Source organism: Bosea sp. OAE506, assembly GCF_040546595.1.
Classification (GTDB): domain Bacteria; phylum Pseudomonadota; class Alphaproteobacteria; order Rhizobiales; family Beijerinckiaceae; genus Allobosea.
The window spans coordinates 3,670,347-3,685,593 of record NZ_JBEPOB010000001.1 but is presented as its reverse complement, the minus strand read 5'-3'; the positions used below and the strand labels follow the sequence as shown (position 1 = coordinate 3,685,593).

The following is a 15,247-nucleotide window of genomic DNA, read 5'->3' as shown; positions in this document are numbered from 1 at the left end:
GCGCACGCGCCCGGAACCGCCCCATGTATCACGCGATCGTCTTCCTCCCCCTGATCGGCTTCCTGATCGCCGGCCTCTTCGGCCGTCTGATCGGCGCGCGCGGATCGGAGATCGTCACCACCTCGCTGCTGGTCGTCTCGGCCGTCCTGTCCTGGATCGCCTTCTTCAATGTCGGCTTCGGCTCGGGCACGACCCGCGTGCAGGTCGCCACCTGGATGTCCTCGGGTGGCTTGCAGGTCGACTGGGCGTTCCGCGTCGACACGCTGACCGTGGTGATGCTGGTCGTTGTCAACACCGTCTCCTCGCTCGTGCACCTGTACTCGATCGGGTACATGCACGAGGATCCGCACCGGCCGCGCTTCTTCGCCTATCTGTCGCTCTTCACCTTCGCCATGCTGATGCTGGTGACGGCCGACAACCTGCTGCAGATGTTCTTCGGCTGGGAGGGCGTCGGTCTCGCCTCCTATCTGCTGATCGGCTTCTGGTACCAGAAGCCCTCCGCCTGCGCCGCGGCCATGAAGGCCTTCATCGTCAACCGCGTCGGCGATTTCGGCTTCCTGCTCGGCATCTTCCTGGTCTTCGTCCTGACCGGCTCGGTCGCCTTCGACACCATCTTCCCGCAGATCGCCGGCCTGACCGAGAAGACCTTCCGCTTCCTCGGCTATGACTGGAACGCGCTGACGCTGACCGCGCTGCTGCTGTTCATGGGCGCCATGGGCAAGTCGGCCCAGTTCCTGCTGCACACCTGGCTGCCCGACGCGATGGAGGGCCCGACCCCGGTCTCGGCCCTCATCCACGCCGCGACCATGGTCACCGCCGGCGTCTTCATGGTTGCGCGTCTGTCGCCGATTTTCGAATACGCCCCGGTGGCGCTCACCGTCGTCATCGTCATCGGCGCGACGACCGCGTTCTTCGCCGCCACCGTCGGCCTCGTCCAGAACGACATCAAGCGCGTCATCGCCTACTCGACCTGCTCGCAGCTCGGCTACATGTTCGTCGCGCTCGGCGTCGGCGCCTATTCGGCCGGTGTCTTCCATCTCTTCACCCACGCCTTCTTCAAGGCGCTGCTGTTTCTCGGCGCCGGCTCGGTCATCCATGCGATGCATCACGAGCAGGACATGCGGAACATGGGTGGCCTCAGGAAGCACATCCCGCTGACGGCGGCGGCCATGACCATCGGCACGCTGGCGCTCACCGGCTTCCCGCTCTTCGCCGGCTACTTCTCCAAGGACGCGATCATCGAGAGCGCCTATGCCGCGGTCGCGCATAAGGGCTTCGCCGCTTCTTACGCCTTCGTGCTGCTGGTGGTGGCTGCCTGCTTCACCTCGTTCTACTCCTGGCGGCTCTACTTCATGACCTTCGAGGGCAAGCCGCGCTGGGGCGCGGGCGCTCACGCGTCGCATGGTCACGACGACCACGCTCACGCCGCTCATGGCCATGACGACCATGCCCATGCTGCCCATGCGCATGACGACCATCACGGCCATGGCCACGACCACAAGCCGCATGAGAGCCCGTTGGTGATGCTGATCCCGCTCGCCGTGCTGTCGCTCGGCGCGGTCGCCGCCGGCTTCGCCTTCAAGGAGGCGTTCATCGGCCACAACTACGAGCATTTCTGGAAGGCTTCGCTCTTCACGGGCAAGGACAACCACATCCTGCACGAGATGCACGAGGTTCCCGGCTGGGTGATCGCCTCGCCCTTCATCGCGATGGTGCTGGGCTTCCTGGTCTCGCTCTACATGTACGTCCTGCGCCCGGACGTGCCGGGCAAGCTCGCCGCCGCCAACCCGGTCCTCTACCGCTTCCTGCTCAACAAGTGGTATTTCGACGAGATCTACGACTTCCTGTTCGTGAAGCCGTCGATGTGGATCGGCAAGTTCCTCTGGAAGAAGGGGGACGGTTTCGTCATCGACGGCATGGGCCCGGACGGCATTTCCGCCCGCGTCGTCGACGTGACCAACCGGGTCGTGCGGCTGCAGACCGGCTATCTCTACCACTATGCCTTCGCCATGCTGATGGGCGTCGCGGGCCTGGTGACCTGGTATCTCGTGGCGCGCGGGTGAGATGATGTTCGGCTTCGGTATCCTCACCGGTCTTCTCGTCCTGCCGCTCGTCGGCGCGGCCTTCATCCTGGCGCAGCGCGGCGACGAGGCTTCGGTCGAGTCCAATGCGCGCTACGCGGCGCTCGCCGCCACGGTTGCGACCTTCGTTCTGGCCTGCGTCGCCTGGGCGAAGTTCGACCCCGCCAATCCCGGCTTCCAGATGGTCGAGACCCATGCCTGGGTCTCCGAGGCCATCCAGTTCAAGCTCGGCGTCGACGGCTTCTCCTTCCCCTTCGTGGTGCTGACGGCCTTCCTGATGCCGTTCTGCATCCTGGCGTCCTGGCATGCGATCACGAAGCGCGTGCGCGAATACATGGTCGCGTTCCTGATCCTCGAGACGCTCATGATCGGCGTCTTCGTGGCGCTCGACCTCGTGCTGTTCTACCTCTTCTTCGAGGGCGGCCTGATCCCGATGTTCCTGATCATTGGCATCTGGGGCGGCAAGCGGCGCGTCTATGCCTCATACAAGTTCTTCCTCTACACCCTGCTGGGCTCGGTGCTGCTGCTGCTCGCGCTGATGGCGATGTACTGGCACGCCGGCACCACCGACATCCCGACGCTGCTGGCGCACAAGTTCCCCGCGAACATGCAGACCTGGCTGTGGCTGGCCTTCTTCGCCTCCTTCGCGGTGAAGATGCCGATGTGGCCGGTCCACACCTGGCTGCCCGACGCCCACGTCGAGGCGCCGACCGCAGGCTCGGTCGTGCTCGCCGCGATCATGCTGAAGATGGGCGGCTACGGCTTCATCCGCTTCTCGATCCCGATGTTCCCGGAGGCCTCGGCCTATTTCGCCTCCTTCGTCTTCGCGCTGTCCGTCATCGCCATCGTCTACACCTCGCTGGTGGCGCTGATGCAGGAGGACATCAAGAAGCTCGTCGCCTACTCCTCGGTGGCGCATATGGGCTTCGTCACGATGGGCCTGTTCACCCTGACGCCGCAGGGCATCCAGGGCGCGATGTTCCAGATGGTCAGCCACGGGCTGGTCTCGGGCGCGCTCTTCCTTTGTGTCGGTGTGATCTATGACCGGATGCACACCCGCGAGATTGCGGCCTATGGCGGGCTGGTGAACCGGATGCCGGTCTACGCCGTCATCTTCATGGTCTTCACCATGGCCAATGTCGGCCTGCCGGGCACGGCCGGCTTCGTCGGCGAATTCCTGACGCTGATGGGCGCCTTCCGCGCCAACCCCTGGGTTGCCTTCATCGCCTGCTCGGGCGTCATCCTCTCGGCCGCCTATGCGCTCTGGCTCTATCGCCGCGTCGTCTTCGGCGAACTGGTCAAGCCCGAGCTCAAGGACATCGCCGATCTCGACCGCCGCGAGATAGCGATCCTGGTCCCGCTCGTTCTGCTGACGGTCTGGTACGGCATCCGCCCGGGCACGATCCTGGATGCCTTCGCCGCCCCGACCGAAGCCCTCATCAAGAATTATCAGGCCGCTCTCACCGCCGCGAAAACGGCGATGCTGGCCGTTCAGTAAGGTCTTTCAGGATGGCTCTGCCCGCTCTCGGCCCGGCACTCCCGGAAATCGTCCTCGCCATCGGCGCCATCGCGATGGTGCTGGTCGGCGCGATCCGCGGCGAGAAGGCGACGCGCCTGCTCGAGGGCGTGGCGCTGGCGCTGTTTGCGCTGACGCTCGTTCTGGTCCTGTCCGGCACGGGCCGCGCTCTGACCTTCAATGACGGCTTCATCGCCGACGGCTTCGCGCGCTTCTTCAAGGTGCTGACGCTGCTGGGCGCGGCGGCCGCCATCCTGCTCTCGGCCGACAGCCTGCGCCGTGATGGCTCGATGCGGTTCGAGTTCCCGATCCTGATCGTGCTCGCCACGATCGGCATGATGATGATGATCTCGGCGAATGATCTCATCGGCCTTTATGTCGGCCTCGAATTGCAGTCGCTGGCGCTCTATGTCGTCGCCGCCTTCGACCGCGACAATGCCCGGTCGACGGAAGCGGGCCTGAAATACTTCGTCCTCGGCGCGCTCTCGTCGGGCATGCTACTCTACGGCGCTTCGCTGGTTTACGGCTTCACCGGCACCGTGACCTATCCCGGCATCGCGGCGGCCGTGCAGCACGGCCATCCCGGTCTCGGGCTGATCTTCGGCATCGTCTTCATCGCGGCGGGCGTCGCCTTCAAGATCTCGGCTGTGCCCTTCCACATGTGGACGCCGGACGTCTATGAGGGCGCCCCGACCCCGGTCGCAGCCTTCTTCGCCTCCGCGCCCAAGATGGCCGCGATGGCGATGGTCGTTCGCATCTTCGTCGGTGCGTTCCCCGGCGCGCTGCATGAGTGGCAGCAGATCGTGATCTTCATCGCCATCGCCTCGATGGCGCTCGGCGCCTTCGCCGCGATCGGCCAGACCAACATCAAGCGCCTGCTCGCCTATTCCTCGATCGCCAACATGGGCTACGCGCTGGTCGGCCTTGCCGCCGGCACCGCCAGCGGCGTTCAGGGCGTGCTGGTCTATATGGCGATCTACCTCGCCACGACGCTCGGCGCCTTCGCCTGCGTGCTGCTGATGCGCCGCGACGGCAAGCCGGTCGAGGAGATCGGAGAGCTCGCCGGCCTGTCGCGAACCAATCCCTGGATGGCCTTCGCGCTGTCGATGATGATGTTCTCGCTCGCCGGCATCCCGCCGCTGGCCGGCTTCTGGGCGAAGTTCTACGTCTTCCTCGCCGCGATCGACGCCAAGCTCTACGTCCTGGCCGTGGTCGGCGTCGTCACCAGCGTCGTCGGCGCGTATTACTATCTGCGCCTCGTCAAGGTGATCTATTTCGACGACGCCAAGCCAGCCTTCGAGAAGGGCGATATCGGCGTGCGCGCCGTTCTGCTGGTCTCCGCGATCTTCGTGCTCGCGCTCTCGCTGCTGCCGGCCCCGCTGCTGAACTCGGCCGGTGCGGCGGCGAAGTCGCTGTTTTGAGGCACGACGTCATGCTCGGGCTTGACCCGCGCATCTCCTGCCGGCGACTTCCGGGCATTCGCTTAGCTGCGTCCGAGAAGACCCGGTGCGACCATGCTCCCTGAAGCCGCCCGCGCCGCCGGCTACCGGCTGATCATCCGCGACGAGGTCGGCTCGACCATGGAGGAGGCGCGGCGCGCGCTCCATCAGGGCGACCCCGGCCTTCTCTGGATCGTCGCGCGCAGCCAGAATGCCGGGCGCGGACGCCATGGCCGGCAGTGGACCTCCCCGCCGGGCAATCTTTACGCGAGCCTTCTCCTGGTGAACCCCTGCGAGCCGGCGCTGGCGCCGCAACTCGGCTTCGTCGCGGGACTGGCGCTGCATGATGCCGCCGCACGCGTTACGGGGCTCGCGGCGCCGCGACTCGCGCTCAAATGGCCGAACGATCTGCTCGTCGACGGGGCCAAATGTTCGGGCCTGCTGCTCGAGGGCGAGAGCGGGGCAGGGCGCTTCGCCGTCATCGCGGGCCTCGGCATCAACATCGCCTCCTGTGCGCAAGGGACGCCCTATCCGGCGAGCTTCCTGCGCGCCCATGCCCCGGACGTTACCATCGAGGCGACGCTGGCGGCGCTGGCCGAGGCCTTCGCCGAGCGCTTCGCCATCTGGCGCCAGGCCGGCGGCTTCGGCCCTATCCGGCAGGCCTGGCTGGTGCGGGCCGCGTTCCTCGGCGAGACCATCACCATCCGTCCGCCCGCGGGCGCCGTCACCGGTATCTTCGCCGGCCTCGACCCCGGCGGCCGGCTGCTGCTCGAGACGTCGGCTGCGACACAGGCCTTCGATGCCGGCGATCTGTTCTTCGGCGCCGCCGCGCCCGAGGAGACAACGCGCTGACGACGTGGGCGTGCCCCAGGACGGCAGGCGACATGCCGCCGCTATGGAGCCCTGCGGCGCCGCGTGTTAGGGCTCCCGCATCCTTCCGGCGCCGCCGGCTGTCGACCAGTCAGGATTCTTCGTGACCCGCTCCAAAGACCAGCTCGTCTTCGTTCCCCTCGGTGGCCTCGGCGAGATCGGCATGAACGCCGCGCTCTACGGCTATGGGCCGGAGGGCAGGCGGAAATGGATCCTGGTCGATTGCGGCCTGTCCTTTGCGGGGCCCGAGGTGCCCGGCGTCGACATCGTCCTGCCGGACCTGCGCTACATCGTCGAGGAACGAGCCAATCTCCTCGGCATCATCATCACCCACGCTCATGAAGACCATATCGGCGCGCTCGCCGCGCTATGGCCCTCGCTGCGCGCGCCGGTCTACTGCACGAAGTTCGCCGCAGGCCTGCTCGCCACGCGACGCCTCTCGGAGCCGGGTGCGCCGAAGGTGCCGATGCACACCGTCGCGCAGGGCGGCCGCATCACGCTTGGCCCCTTCGACATCGAGTTCGTGCCGGTCGCGCATTCGATCCCCGAATCGAACGCGCTGGCGATCCGCACCCCCGTTGGCCTCGTCGTCCACACCGGGGACTGGAAGATCGACGTGACGCCGCAGGTCGGCCTGCCGACCGACGAGAAGCGCCTGCGCGAGCTCGGCGAAGAGGGCGTGCTGGCGCTGGTCTGCGACTCGACCAACGTCATGCGCGACGGCACTTCGCCAAGCGAGGCGGATGTCGCCGCCAAGCTCAAGGAACTCGTCCACTCCGCGCCGGGCCGCGTCGCCGTCACCACCTTCGCCTCGAACGTGGCGCGGCTGCGGGCGGTCGCCGAGGCGGCGATGGCCGACCAGCGCGAGGTCGTCGTCGTCGGACGCGCCATGGACCGCGTCATCGATGTGGCCCGCGAATGCGGCTATCTCGACGGCATTCCCGCGTTCCGCTCGGCCGATAACTATGGCTACCTGCCACGCGACAAGGTGGTCGCGCTGTTGACCGGCAGCCAGGGCGAGCCGCGCGCCGCGCTCTCCCGCATCGCCTCCGACGACCATCCCGAGATCGCGCTCTCGCCCGGCGACCGGGTGATCTTCTCCTCCCGCACCATTCCCGGAAACGAGAAGGCGGTCGGTGCCATCCAGAACGCGCTCGCCCGCGACAACATCGAGATCATCACGGACCGCACCCATCTGGTCCATGTTTCCGGCCATCCGCGCCGCGAGGAGATGGCGCGGCTCTATGGTTGGCTGAAGCCGAAGATCGTGATCCCCGCCCATGGCGAGGACCTCCACCTCTCGGAGCACGCGACCTTCGCGCGCGGGCTCGGCGTCAAGATCGTGGTGCGTGCCGGCAATGGCGACGTCGTCGCGATCACCCAGGACGGCGCCAGCAAGGTCGACGAAGTCACCCATGGCCGGCTTTACCAGGACGGCAACCTGCTGGTGAACGCGCTGGAGAAGACCATTCCCGAGCGCCGGCGCCTGTCCTTCGTCGGGATGATCTCGGTCGCCGTCGCGATTGACGAAAAGGGTGGCCTCGCAGGCGATCCGGAGATCGCAGTGCTTGGCCTGCCGCCCTATACGCGCGACGGAACCGGCTTCGACGAATATGTCGCCGATGCGGTGTCGGAGCTGATCGACGGCATCCCCAAGGCGCGCCGCCGCGACCCCGAGGCCCTGCGCAACGCGCTGGAACGTGGCCTGCGCAGCGCCGTCAACGAGGAATGGGGCAAGAAGCCGCTGGTGCATGCGCTGGTGATCGAGGTTTAGGATCGGCGGTAGCCAGCAGGGGAGCAACATGATCGGACGCCTCAACCACGTCGCCATCGCCGTGAAGGATCTCGCTGCCGCGACCGCGCTCTATCGCGACACGCTCGGCGCGCGCGTCTCGCAGCCGCTGCCGCAGCCGGAACATGGCGTCACCGTCGTCTTCGTCGAGCTGCCGAACACCAAGGTCGAGCTGCTCGAGCCGATGGGCGCCGACTCGCCGATCGCGAAGTTCCTCGAGCGCAACGCCGACGGTGGCATCCACCACATCTGCTACGAGGTCGACGACATCCTCGCCGCGCGCGACCGGCTGAAGGCGGCGGGCGCGCGGGTGCTGGGCACCGGCGAGCCGCGCATCGGCGCCCATGGCAAGCCTGTCCTGTTCCTGCATCCCAAGGACTTCACCGGCACGCTGGTCGAGCTCGAGCAGGCCTGAGGCGATGGAAGCATCCGATATGGCGTTCTTCGGCCAGCCGGAGCCGGGCTCGCCACGCCCGTTCAGTGCGGCGACGCGCGCCGGCGGGCTCATCTTCGTCTCCGGCCATTCGGCGCCGCATGATCCCGCCCGTGGCATCCACCGTGGCGAGACGCCGGCCGACGAGGTCCGCAACGCGCTGGCCCATATCGCCGGCATCCTCGCCGAGGCCGGCAGCTCCCTCGCACGCGTCGTGCAGATGACCATGCTGATCACCGATCCGGCGGACTATGCCGCCTGCAACGCCGAATATGTGAAGCACTTTCCCGGCGGACTGCCGGCGCGCCACACCGCCCGCTTCGGCGTCCCGACGCAGGCGCGTGTCGCCTTCGCCTGCATCGCGCTGGCGGATCAAGAAACACAGGACCGGCCATGACCTTCGCCAGCGCCTTCGCCGTCTATTTCGTGATCTGGTGGACCGTGCTGTTCGCCGTGCTGCCTTTCGGCGTGCGCAGCCAGGTCGAGAGCGGCGAGGTGGTCCAGGGCACAGAGCCCGGCGCGCCGGCACTGCCCGGCCTGATGCGAAAGGCCATCATCACCACGCTGATCGCGGCGGTGGTCTTCGTCTTCGTTTGGTATGGCTGGGCCGCGCTCGACATCTGAGCCCCGGCACGGTTTGCCGCTACCGCCTCTCGCCCGACAGCAGACAAAGAAAAAGGCAAGGCCGGTGCCTTGCCTTCTCTAGTCTGTTTTTACCGCAGTAACGGCGCACATCTGTTTGCGTGCGACTCGTATACTTGGCGGGCGTTTGTCCTCCCGAGACCTGGTCCGCGGCGCTTCGATCAACAAAGCGTGTCCAGCAAGGGTTTGATAACCCATCGCCATACGCTTGTCATCACTTTAGGCAGGTGCAGCCTCAACTTTTTGCAAAATTATTCTGCGCTGCACTTGTGCGGTGCAACATCGTGCTGGGGCCGGCCCAGGTGCCTTGTTCCGGCCAAAGGATGCCGTTACGACGCCCGCGATGACAGACGCGCCGAAGCCCGGCGGCCCAGGAGACGATCATGCTGCGCAACTCGCTCGCCACCCTCGCCCTTCTCGCCTCCCTCGGCCTCGCTTCCGCCCCGGTCCGGGCCCAGGCGCCGGACCCGGCCAACACGCTGATCCTCGAGACCAAGGACGGCCCGGTGACGATCCGCCTGCGGCCCGATCTCGCGCCCAAGCATGTCGAGCAGATCAAGACGCTGGCCAAGCGCGGCTTCTATGACGGCGTCGTCTTCCACCGCGTCATCGAGGGCTTCATGGCCCAGACGGGTGACCCGACGGGTACCGGCACCGGCGGCTCCGACCTGCCCAACATCAAGGCCGAGTTCACCCCGACCCCCTACAAGATCGGCTCGGTCGGCATGGCCCGTTCGCAGTCGCCCGACTCGGCCAATTCGCAGTTCTTCATCTGCTATGAGGGCTGCGCCTCGCTGACCGGCCAGTACACGCTCTTCGGCGAGGTCGTGTCGGGCATGGAGGCCGTCCGCAAGATCAAGAAGGGCGCCGCCGGCAGCGGCATGGTCAGCGGTCCCGACAAGATCATCCGCATGCGGCTGCAGTCGGACGCCAAGTAAGGCGATGCCGGGCCCGGCGCCGCGCGCCGTCGGCTGCGGGCTCGCCCTCGCTCTGCTCGCCCTTGCGGCGGGCGGAGCCGTTGCCCAGGGCACGACCGATCTCGGCCTGCCGCCAGCGTCGGGATCCCAGAACCCCGTCCTGCCGCCGCCCTCGGGCTCCCAGAACCCGGTGCTGCCGCCTCCCTCGGGGCAGCGCTATGCGCCCGGCATCGGCGGCCGCTTCGGCGGCGATGCCGACCTGCCCGGCGCCGCGGCTCGTCCCGTCGTGCCTCTGCCGCCGCCGCAACGCGGCGGTGAACTCGGCGTCATCGGAACGGTCGAGGCGTCCCAGCAGCCGGGCGCTGGCGCCGATCTGGAGCGTCTGGCGGAGATCGCACCCGCACTGCGCCGCTGCTGGACTCCGCCAAACCTCGATGGTCCCGCGAACGGGGTGATGGCGACGGTGCGCTTCAGCCTGCGCCGCGACGGCTCGCTCTTCGGGGAGCCGCGCGTGACCTGGCAGACGCAGCAGACGCAAGCCGATCTTCGCCGCCGCTTCACTGACTCCGTTGTCGCAGCCGTTCGCAGCTGCACACCTATGAGGTTGTCGCCGCAGCTCGGAGCCGCTATCGCGGGGCGACCCTTGTCCATCCGCTTCCACGGCCGCGCGCCGTCTACAGAAAGGCCGATCTGATGTCGCTCGATCCCGAGAACACCCTCGTCATGGAAACCACCAAGGGCAAGGTGGTGATCAAGCTGCGCCCCGACCTCGCGCCCAAGCATGTCGAGCGCATCAAGCTCCTCGCGCGCGAGGGCTTCTATGACGGCATCGTCTTCCACCGCGTCATCGACGGCTTCATGGCCCAAGTCGGCTGCCCGCACGGCACCGGCACCGGCGGCTCGAAGCACCCCGACCTGGCGCAGGAGTTCAACGCCGAGCCGCATGTCCGCGGCATCTGCTCGATGGCCCGCTCCCAGAACCCGAACTCGGCCAACAGCCAGTTCTTCATCGTGTTCGAGGACGCCCGCTTCCTCGACAAGCAGTACACGGTCTGGGGCCAAGTCGTGGAAGGCATGGAGAATGTCGACAACATCAAGCGCGGCGAGCCCGTGCGCGATCCCGACTCCATCGTCTCGATGAGGGTGATGGCCGACGCGGCCTGACACCGCCGTGGATGTCGGGCTCTTCGACTTCGACCTGCCCGAAGACCGGATCGCGCTGAGGCCCGCCAGCCCGCGCGATGCGGCGCGGCTGCTCGTCGTCAGGCCCGATGCCCCGCAGCCCTTCGAGGATCGCGGCATCCGCGATCTCGTCGATCTGCTGCAACCGGGTGACGCGCTCGTCCTCAACGACACGCGCGTCATTCCGTCCCGGCTCTATGGCCGGCGCCGGCGGGGGGAAGCCTCCGCCCGCATCGAGATCATGCTGCACAAGCGCGAGGCGGCCGATCGCTGGCGCGCCTTTGCGCGGCCGGCCAAGAAGCTCGCGCTCGGCGAGACCGTCACCTTCGGCGACGAGGCCGAGAACAGCGCCTGCGAACTCGGCCGCCTCCAGGCCGAGATCGTCGCCAAGGCCGAGGGCGGGGAGGTCGAGCTTCGCTTCGCGCTCGCCGGCCCGCATCTCGACGAGGCCATCGCCCGCCTCGGCGAACTGCCGCTGCCGCCCTATATCGCCGGCAAGCGCGCGACCGATGCCGCCGATGCGCAGGACTACCAGACCATGCACGCTAGCAAGGATGGCGCCGTCGCTGCGCCGACGGCCGGTCTGCATTTCACGCCCGAACTCGTGGCTGCGCTTGAGGCGAGGGGTGTTACCCGCCACCTCGTCACCCTGCATGTCGGGGCCGGCACATTCCTTCCGGTGAAGGCCGAGGATACGCAGGACCATCGCATGCACGCCGAATGGGGGACGATCGCGCCAGAGACGGCGGCTTCCCTCAACGCCGTGCGGGCGAGGGGTGGGCGCATCATTGCGGTCGGCACCACCTCGCTACGCCTGCTCGAAAGCGCCACGGGGGAAGACGGCGTCATTCAGCCGTTTTCGGGAGACACCGCGATCTTCATCACGCCGGGCTATCGTTTCCGCGCGGTCGATTTGCTGTTGACCAATTTCCACCTGCCGCGCTCGACGCTGTTCATGCTCGTCTCCGCCTTCTGCGGCCTGGACGTGATGAAGCGAGCCTATGCCCATGCCATCGCGGAGAACTACCGCTTCTACTCCTATGGCGACGGCAGCCTGCTGCACCGAGCTTCTGAGCCCTCATCCTGAGGAGCGCCGCAGGCGCGTCTCGAAGGATGCTCCAGCGATCTCGAGAGCCTCCTCGACCATCCTTCGAGACGCCGCTGACGCGGCTCCTCAGGGTGAGGGCCAGGAAAATCCTGTTCCGGCTCGCCATTGCCGGGCGGAAATGCTACCGGGCAGCACCACACAGGATATCTGACGGACCATGGCCGATATTTTCCGCGAGATCGACGAGGAAGTGCGCCGCGACAAGGCGGCGGAGCTCTGGAAGAAGTATGGCTGGCTGCTCACCGGGCTGGCCGTGCTCGCGGTCGCAGCCGTGGCCGGCTGGCAGTTCTGGCTCTACCGCGAGCAGCAGGCCTCGCAGGTTGTCGGCGCCCGGCTCGAAGCGGCTCTGAAGGCCTCGCGCGACGGCAATGGTTCGGAAGCCGAGACCATCCTCGGCGAACTCGCGGCGAGCGCGCCGGCGGGCTACCGCCAGATTGCCCGCTTCCGCCTCGCGGCCGAGACGGCCAAGCGTGACGCCGCCGCCGGTGCTACCGCCTTCGACCAGATCGCGGCCGACGGTTCGCTCGGCCAACTCTACCGCGATCTCGCCCGCCTGCGGGCCGGCATGCTGCGCGTTGATCTGGTGCCTTATCCGGAACTTCGGACGGCGCTGGAGCCGCTGGCGACGCCACAGGGCGCCTGGCGCCATTCGGCCCGCGAGTTCCTCGGCATCGCCGCGCTCAAGGCCAATCTCTTCGAAGATGCCGGCCGCTGGTTCGATGCTATCGTGACCGACCCGCAATCGCCTGCCGTGCTGCGCCAGCGCACGGAACTCTATCTCGCCCTGGTGCGCGGCGGGCCGGTTCAGACGAAGAACTGACGATTAGATCACTAGACGCTGTCATCCCGGGCGACCGTAGGGAGACCCGGGATCCGTTCCGGAACCTCTCCGGCAAAAGCTCTGGAATGGATCCCGGATCTCCGCTTTGCTGCGTCCGGGATGACTCTGGAATGTGTAAAACTACATGACCGCCACCGTTGCCATCATCGGCCGTCCCAATGTCGGCAAGTCGACGCTGTTCAACCGGCTCGTCGGCAAGAAGCTTGCTCTGGTCGACGATCGGCCCGGCGTCACGCGCGACCGGCGCGAGGGCGATGCCGCGCTCGGCCATCTGCGCTTCACCATCATCGACACTGCGGGGCTCGAGGAGGCCGATCCCGGTTCGCTCGCCGGTCGCATGCGCGCGCAGACCGAGGTGGCGATCGCCCAGGCGGACGTCATCCTGTTCATGATCGACGCCAGGCTCGGCCTGACGCCGATGGACCAGCCCTTCGCCGATCTCGTCCGCAAGTCCGGCAAGCCCGTCATCCTGCTGGCCAACAAGGCGGAAGGGCGGAAGGGCCTCGACGGCATCTTCGAATCCTACGCGCTCGGCCTCGGCGATCCCGTGCCGTTCTCGGCGGAGCATGGCGAGGGCACCTCCGATCTGCTCGAGGCGCTGGCGCCATACGTCGATGTCGAGCCCGAAGAGGAAGAGCCCTTCGACGAGAGCTACGGCGACAAGAAATGGGTCGAGGCTCCGGCCGCCTTCGTCGATGAGGAGGCGGAATACAACGACCCCAACAAGCCGCTTCGCGTGACGATCATCGGCCGGCCCAACGCTGGCAAGTCGACGCTGGTGAACCGGATGATCGGCGAGGAGCGCCTGCTCGTCGGCCCCGAGGCAGGTATCACCCGCGACACGATCTCGGTCGATTACGAATGGCGCGGCCGGCCTGTGAAGCTGTTCGACACGGCCGGCATGCGCAAGCGCGCCCGCATCGAGGAAAAGCTCGAGAAGATGTCGGTGCAGGACTCGCTGCGCGCGATCCGTTTCGCCGAGGTCGTCGTCGTGCTGCTCGACGCCACCATTCCCTTCGAGAAGCAGGATCTGACGCTCGTCGACCTGACCGAGCGCGAAGGCCGCTGCGTCGTCATCGGCCTCAACAAATGGGATCTCGTCGCCGACAAGAACGGCCTCCTGGCCGAGCTCAAGGAGAAGGCGAGCCATCTCCTGGCGCAGGTGCGCGGCGTGCCGATCATCCCGCTCTCGGGCCTCGCAGGAGAAGGCATCGACCGGCTGATGCAGGCCGTCTTCACCGCCTATGAGGTCTGGAACCGCCGCATCTCGACGGCGAAGATCAACCGCTGGCTCGAAGGCGTGCTTTCCGCCCATCCGCCGCCAGCCGTGGCCGGCCGCCGCATCAAGATCCGCTACATGACGCAGGCCAAGGCGCGCCCGCCGACCTTCGCGCTGTTCGGCAACCAGCTCGACCATCTGCCGGTGTCCTACACCCGCTATCTGGTCAACAACCTGCGCGAGGCGTTCGACCTGCCGGGTACGCCGATCCGCCTGCACACCCGAGGCGGCGAAAACCCCTACGACAAGAACAAACGCGCGGGGTGACAACCCAGCGCGTCATTCTCGGGCGGAGCCCTCGGGTCCGATCTTCGATCGGCCCAAGGATAAACTCCGCGCAGACTCGAGAATCTCCGGCAAGAGATGCTCGGGCCGAGCCCGAGCATGACGCGTGAACCTCAGCCCGGCATCTGCGGGCTGAGCACCTTGCCCTGCGGGAAGTCGAAGATCTTGCCGCTCTGCGCCCAGTCCGGCGAGGCGATGGCGACCAGATGCGGCGCCAGCTCCTCCGGCGTCTTCAGCGTCAGTGGGTCCTCACCCGGCATCGCCTCGGCGCGCATGCGCGTGCGCAGCGGCCCCGGATTGACCAGCATGACCTTGATCGGCGTCGTCGCCGTCTCGGCCGCATAGGTCCGCCCCATCGCCTCGACGGCCGCCTTGGAGATGGAATAGGGGCCCCAATAGGCAAGGCATTTGTGGGCCGCGCCCGAGGACATCAGGATTACGCGCCCTGCATCGGACGCCTGGAGCGCGGGCTCGACCGATTTCAGCAGCCGCCAATTGGCCGTGACATTGGTGTCGAACACCTTGGCCCATTCCTTCGGGGAGGCATGGGTCAGCGGCGAGAGCGGGCCGAGGATGCCGGCATTGGCCATGAGGATGTCGAGCTTGCCCCAGCGCTGGAGCAGGGCCGGGCCGAGCTTCTCGACCGCAGGCGCATCGCCGAGATCGAGCGGGACCAGCGTGGCGCTGCCGCCCTCGGCCCGGATCTCGTCGTCCAATTCCTCCAGCGCGCCGCTGGTGCGCGCCAGCGCGACGACATGGGCTCCGGCTCTGGCGAAGGCGAGCGCAGCGGCCCGGCCGATCCCGCGCGAGGCGCCGGTGACGAGCGCGACGCGCCCTGAGAGAGGTTGGGTCATTCCTGGTC

15 protein-coding genes are annotated in these 15,247 nt (G+C 67.2%); 14 read left to right on the top strand and 1 reads right to left on the bottom strand.

The genetic code is table 11. The annotated features are described in order from the left end of the window. The first annotated feature begins 23 nt into the window (after nt 1-23). The 14 genes from nuoL (at nt 24) to der (ending at nt 14,367) form a co-directional block, all read left to right on the top strand. The gene (gene nuoL / locus ABIE41_RS17885) at nt 24-2,063 is read left to right on the top strand and encodes an NADH-quinone oxidoreductase subunit L (RefSeq protein WP_192641638.1); all 2,040 of its coding nucleotides are present in this window, start codon (nt 24-26) and stop codon (nt 2,061-2,063) included. Nucleotides 2,064-2,067: 4 nt separating this feature from the next. Next, nucleotides 2,068-3,579 (top strand): NADH-quinone oxidoreductase subunit M, encoded by a 1,512-nt coding sequence (locus ABIE41_RS17880; RefSeq protein ID WP_192642850.1) that lies wholly within the window; start codon nt 2,068-2,070, stop codon nt 3,577-3,579. An 11-nt stretch (nt 3,580-3,590) separates the two neighbouring features. Next, complete coding sequence (gene nuoN, locus ABIE41_RS17875; RefSeq protein ID WP_192641637.1) at nt 3,591-5,018, top strand: NADH-quinone oxidoreductase subunit NuoN; 1,428 nt, start codon at nt 3,591-3,593, stop codon at nt 5,016-5,018. Between the two features lie 93 nt (nt 5,019-5,111). Beyond that, entirely contained in the window at nt 5,112-5,888 is a 777-nt protein-coding gene (locus ABIE41_RS17870) for a biotin--[acetyl-CoA-carboxylase] ligase (RefSeq protein WP_192641636.1), read from the top strand. Nucleotides 5,889-6,009: 121 nt separating this feature from the next. Further along, a complete protein-coding gene (locus ABIE41_RS17865; RefSeq protein ID WP_192641635.1) occupies nt 6,010-7,680 on the top strand; it encodes a ribonuclease J in 1,671 nt (556 codons plus the stop codon). Between the two features lie 28 nt (nt 7,681-7,708). Further along, nucleotides 7,709-8,113, top strand: coding sequence for a methylmalonyl-CoA epimerase (gene mce / locus ABIE41_RS17860; RefSeq protein WP_192641634.1), 405 nt, complete (start codon nt 7,709-7,711; stop codon nt 8,111-8,113). Between the two features lie 4 nt (nt 8,114-8,117). Further along, a complete protein-coding gene (locus ABIE41_RS17855) occupies nt 8,118-8,528 on the top strand; it encodes a RidA family protein (protein ID WP_192641633.1) in 411 nt (136 codons plus the stop codon). Next, nucleotides 8,525-8,755 carry a DUF1467 family protein gene (locus ABIE41_RS17850; RefSeq protein ID WP_192641632.1) on the top strand — a complete coding sequence of 77 codons (231 nt, stop codon included), beginning with the start codon at nt 8,525-8,527 and terminating at the stop codon, nt 8,753-8,755. Before ABIE41_RS17855 ends, ABIE41_RS17850 begins: the two co-directional genes overlap by 4 nt. 401 nt (nt 8,756-9,156) lie before the next feature. Further along, a complete protein-coding gene (locus tag ABIE41_RS17845) occupies nt 9,157-9,711 on the top strand; it encodes a peptidylprolyl isomerase (RefSeq protein WP_192641631.1) in 555 nt (184 codons plus the stop codon). A 4-nt stretch (nt 9,712-9,715) separates the two neighbouring features. Further along, entirely contained in the window at nt 9,716-10,384 is a 669-nt protein-coding gene (locus ABIE41_RS17840; protein ID WP_192641630.1) for a hypothetical protein, read from the top strand. After that, entirely contained in the window at nt 10,384-10,854 is a 471-nt protein-coding gene (locus ABIE41_RS17835) for a peptidylprolyl isomerase (protein WP_192641629.1), read from the top strand. Before ABIE41_RS17840 ends, ABIE41_RS17835 begins: the two co-directional genes overlap by 1 nt. Before the next feature lie 7 nt (nt 10,855-10,861). Next, on the top strand, nt 10,862-11,959 hold the full coding sequence (gene queA / locus ABIE41_RS17830) for a tRNA preQ1(34) S-adenosylmethionine ribosyltransferase-isomerase QueA (RefSeq protein ID WP_192641628.1): 1,098 nt from the start codon (nt 10,862-10,864) through the stop codon (nt 11,957-11,959). A 178-nt stretch (nt 11,960-12,137) separates the two neighbouring features. Continuing rightward, on the top strand, nt 12,138-12,800 hold the full coding sequence (locus tag ABIE41_RS17825) for a tetratricopeptide repeat protein (protein WP_192641627.1): 663 nt from the start codon (nt 12,138-12,140) through the stop codon (nt 12,798-12,800). A gap of 145 nt (nt 12,801-12,945) precedes the next feature. Further along, entirely contained in the window at nt 12,946-14,367 is a 1,422-nt protein-coding gene (der, locus tag ABIE41_RS17820) for a ribosome biogenesis GTPase Der (RefSeq protein ID WP_192641626.1), read from the top strand. 131 nt (nt 14,368-14,498) lie between these two features. Here the strand turns inward: der and ABIE41_RS17815 are convergent, their stop codons facing one another. Beyond that, nucleotides 14,499-15,239 carry an SDR family NAD(P)-dependent oxidoreductase gene (locus ABIE41_RS17815; RefSeq protein WP_192641625.1) on the bottom strand — a complete coding sequence of 247 codons (741 nt, stop codon included), beginning with the start codon at nt 15,237-15,239 and terminating at the stop codon, nt 14,499-14,501. Between the last annotated feature and the right edge of the window lie 8 nt (nt 15,240-15,247).

Excerpts from the sequence above, each read along its gene's own strand:
- ABIE41_RS17880 (WP_192642850.1), top strand. The coding sequence starts at position 2,068 with ATGTTCGGCTTCGGTATCCTCACCGGTCTTCTCGTCCTGCCGCTCGTC.
- nuoN (WP_192641637.1), top strand. The coding sequence starts at position 3,591 with ATGGCTCTGCCCGCTCTCGGCCCGGCACTCCCGGAAATCGTCCTCGCC.
- nuoL (WP_192641638.1), top strand. The coding sequence starts at position 24 with ATGTATCACGCGATCGTCTTCCTCCCCCTGATCGGCTTCCTGATCGCC.
- ABIE41_RS17825 (WP_192641627.1), top strand. The coding sequence starts at position 12,138 with ATGGCCGATATTTTCCGCGAGATCGACGAGGAAGTGCGCCGCGACAAG.
- ABIE41_RS17845 (WP_192641631.1), top strand. The coding sequence starts at position 9,157 with ATGCTGCGCAACTCGCTCGCCACCCTCGCCCTTCTCGCCTCCCTCGGC.
- ABIE41_RS17835 (WP_192641629.1), top strand. The coding sequence starts at position 10,384 with ATGTCGCTCGATCCCGAGAACACCCTCGTCATGGAAACCACCAAGGGC.
- ABIE41_RS17840 (WP_192641630.1), top strand. The coding sequence starts at position 9,716 with ATGCCGGGCCCGGCGCCGCGCGCCGTCGGCTGCGGGCTCGCCCTCGCT.
- ABIE41_RS17850 (WP_192641632.1), top strand. The coding sequence starts at position 8,525 with ATGACCTTCGCCAGCGCCTTCGCCGTCTATTTCGTGATCTGGTGGACC.
- mce (WP_192641634.1), top strand. The coding sequence starts at position 7,709 with ATGATCGGACGCCTCAACCACGTCGCCATCGCCGTGAAGGATCTCGCT.
- der (WP_192641626.1), top strand. The coding sequence starts at position 12,946 with ATGACCGCCACCGTTGCCATCATCGGCCGTCCCAATGTCGGCAAGTCG.
- ABIE41_RS17815 (WP_192641625.1), bottom strand. The coding sequence starts at position 15,239 with ATGACCCAACCTCTCTCAGGGCGCGTCGCGCTCGTCACCGGCGCCTCG.
- ABIE41_RS17870 (WP_192641636.1), top strand. The coding sequence starts at position 5,112 with ATGCTCCCTGAAGCCGCCCGCGCCGCCGGCTACCGGCTGATCATCCGC.
- ABIE41_RS17855 (WP_192641633.1), top strand. The coding sequence starts at position 8,118 with ATGGAAGCATCCGATATGGCGTTCTTCGGCCAGCCGGAGCCGGGCTCG.